Consider the following 3,074-nt stretch of genomic DNA (forward strand, 5'->3'; position numbering starts at 1 on the left):
CACTTCATACGACGGCCGCTACACCCCCTCCGGTCAGGACCAGGCGGAACGCCGCGCCGCTGTCGCCGCCGCGCGCGAAGCGGCCGTCCACGCCCGCGCGGCGGCGGGCGAAGCGCGGGCCCATGCGGGGGAATCCCGCGCCCGGGCGGCCGAAGCCCGGGCCATGGCCCTCGCCGACGCCTCCGCGGCGCGGGAACGGGCCGCCCGCGCCCGCGCCGAGGCCGACGAAACTCGGGTCGAGGTCGCCCGTCAGATGGCCGAGGCCCGGGTGCAGATGCGCCGGGGCGCCGAGCAGATGGTCGAGGGCGCCCGGACCATGCGCGAGGAGGCCCGCAAGCTTCGCGATCCCGCCTACCGCGCCGAACAGATCGCCCGCGCCCGCGAGCAAGGCCGGACGATCACCGACCGCGAGCTGCTGGACGCCATACCGAATATGGAAAGCGGCGCCGACGACATGGAGGCCGGCGCCGCCGACATGCGCCGGCAGGCGGCGAACCCGGCCTGACGGGACCCGGTCAGGGGCGACGTCTCCTCCCCCGTTCGCGCCGCGAACAGGGAGGAGACAGTCTCCCGGCATCCCCTTGAGCGCATGGCCCTCTCCGTGCATCCCCGCGAAGGCGGGGACCCAGGTTTGAGCGGCAGCGAGGCTGGCTGAGCTAACCCATGCTCGTTCAGACACCGGCGGTGAGGCCAAAGCCTGGGTCCCCGCCTTCGCGGGGATGCACGGTGTCGGGATGCTAGGGATTCGGTGTGAAACAGACGAGTTTTAATTGACAACCCGTTGATCTAGCGAGGGAACGCAGAAAGATCCGGCGATTTGCCCGCCATAGGAAGAGCCCGTGCGAGACTCTCCCCATCCCGTCGGTGGGGAGGGCGTCGGATCCACGCTTCTCGATGGCGGCGGGCTGTGGTCGAGCGATGAAGCCCGGGGGACGCAGACCTCGGGGGTCCTTGAGGACGTCGATGGATGGCGTCTTCCTGCTCGCCGCGCGCCTGATGCGTGGGACCTCTCGGGCTACAGGCCTGCACGTCCTCCCCCGTCCGGGACCGCGAGGAACCGTCCGGGAGTCGGCAAGGCCCGAACAGGGCCGGCGGCCGGCGGGCGCGTGGAAAACGACGACGCGGGGCGGCTGTCTCGTCGAAACGGTAACTACTCAAACGCACCGGGCGAGCCCGGTCGCCCCGCGCCCTCCCCGAACTTTTCAGCGAATACGCCGAAAGGACGATGACCCATGCCCGCGTTCGAGAAACGCCTCGCCCCTAAGGCGCCCGGCCTTCGACCAGGACGTTCTGCACCCGCCGTCCCATCGGATCACGCGAATGCCAGGTCTGGCCGACGGAGGCCTCGACCATGGTGGTGCAGAAGCGGGGCACCAGCATATAGGGCCGCATATGGGTCAGGCAGATGCGCTCGCCATTCACTGACCAGCGCGCCGCCAGACGCCGGCCATCGGAAAACTGGGCCGAATAGGTCCCGTCCGGATTGAACCAGTGCTTGACCCAGCCCCCGTCAGGGTATCGCGACACCACAGTGTTGCCGAAGGCGGAATTCATGTCGGCCCGAACAGAGCCGGCCATCAGACATGCGACCGCAAGAGTCGCGGCGCCGAACGTACGCAGCATACTGATCCCTCATTCAACCCTTCCCGGCGCGGACTATTAACAATCGTTTAGGGAATGCCAACCCCCGGCTTCCGGCGCGCACGAATAGTTGACTCTCTCGGGGGGACTTCTATATCCGGCGCACGTTCGGAACAGGACTGGCGAATCCGCGCCGCCCGCTCGCCCAGAGATTCAGGGCGGTTCCGCGACATCGCACGACGGCCCGATGCGCGGGGCGTCCTTCTTCCAGTCCCAAGGACCTATGACCGAATTCTCCATGCTGGGCCTCTCGCCCACGACCCTCAAGGCGGTCGCCGACACCGGCTACACCACCGCCACCCCGATCCAGGCCTCGGCCATTCCGGTCGCCCTCGCCGGTCGCGACGTTCTGGGCATCGCCCAGACCGGCACCGGCAAGACCGCCGCCTTCACCCTGCCGATGATCGACCGGCTGTCGTCGGGCCGGGCCAAGGCCCGCATGCCGCGCGCCCTCGTCCTGGCCCCGACCCGCGAACTGGCCGACCAGGTCGCCTCCTCGTTCGAGAAATACGCCAAGGGCACCAAGCTGAGCTGGGCCCTGCTGATCGGCGGCGTCTCCATGGGCGACCAGGTGACCCTGCTGAACAAGGGCGTCGACGTCCTGATCGCCACCCCGGGCCGCCTGCTGGACCTGTTCGAGCGCGGCAAGGTCATGCTGAACGGCGTCGAGATCATGGTCATCGACGAAGCCGACCGCATGCTCGACATGGGCTTCATTCCCGACATCGAGCGCATCTTCAAACTGACGCCGCCGCGCCGCCAGACCCTGTTCTTCTCGGCCACCATGCCGCCCGAGATCACCCGGTTGACGACCCAGTTCCTCAAGGACCCGACCCGGCTGGAGGCCTCGCGCCCGGCCATGACGGCCGAGACCATCACCCAGTATCTGGTCCGCATCCCGACCAGCGACCCCAAGGCCAAGCGCGCCGCCCTGCGCGCCCTGATCGGCCGCGCCGACGTGCGCAACGGCATCGTCTTCTGCAACCGCAAATCCGAAGTCGACGTGGTCGCCAAGTCGCTGAAGCAGCACGGTTTCGACGCCGCCCCGATCCACGGCGACCTCGACCAGTCGCTGCGGATGAAGACCCTCGCCGCCTTCCGTTCGGGCGAGCTGAAACTGCTGGTCGCCTCCGACGTCGCCGCCCGCGGCCTCGACATCCCCGACGTCAGCCACGTCTTCAACTATGACGTCTCGCACCACGCCGACGACTACGTTCACCGCATCGGCCGGACCGGCCGCGCGGGCAAGCTGGGCCAGACCTTCATGATCGTGACGCCGGGCGACGACCGCTCGCTCGACAAGGTCCTGAAGCTGATCAAGATGGACCCCGAGGAACTGGTTCTCGACGGCCTCGACTTCGCTCCCGGCAAGGCGCCCGCCGCCAGCCGCGACGGCGACCGCCCCGAGCGCGCCGACCGTCCCGCTCGCGGCC

At 68.9% G+C, this 3,074-nt stretch carries 2 protein-coding genes and 1 pseudogene; 2 read left to right on the forward strand and 1 reads right to left on the reverse strand.

Going from position 1 to position 3,074, the window contains the following annotated elements; genetic code table 11:
* Positions 1 to 505: pseudogene (locus tag WC555_RS15525) on the forward strand (peptidase M56); the annotation flags it as partial.
* Between the two features lie 755 nt (positions 506 to 1,260).
* Here WC555_RS15525 and WC555_RS15530 read toward each other — a convergent pair.
* Positions 1,261 to 1,623: a hypothetical protein gene (locus tag WC555_RS15530; protein ID WP_373255027.1), complete on the reverse strand. Its 363-nt coding sequence runs from the start codon at positions 1,621 to 1,623 to the stop codon at positions 1,261 to 1,263.
* 241 nt (positions 1,624 to 1,864) lie between these two features.
* On the opposite strand from WC555_RS15530, the gene WC555_RS15535 reads away from it, so the two are divergent.
* The coding region (locus tag WC555_RS15535; protein ID WP_373255028.1) for a DEAD/DEAH box helicase at positions 1,865 to 3,074 on the forward strand (1,210 nt) is incomplete at its 3' end.

The sequence above is a fragment of the Brevundimonas sp. genome, from assembly GCF_041648615.1.
Taxonomy (GTDB): domain Bacteria; phylum Pseudomonadota; class Alphaproteobacteria; order Caulobacterales; family Caulobacteraceae; genus Brevundimonas.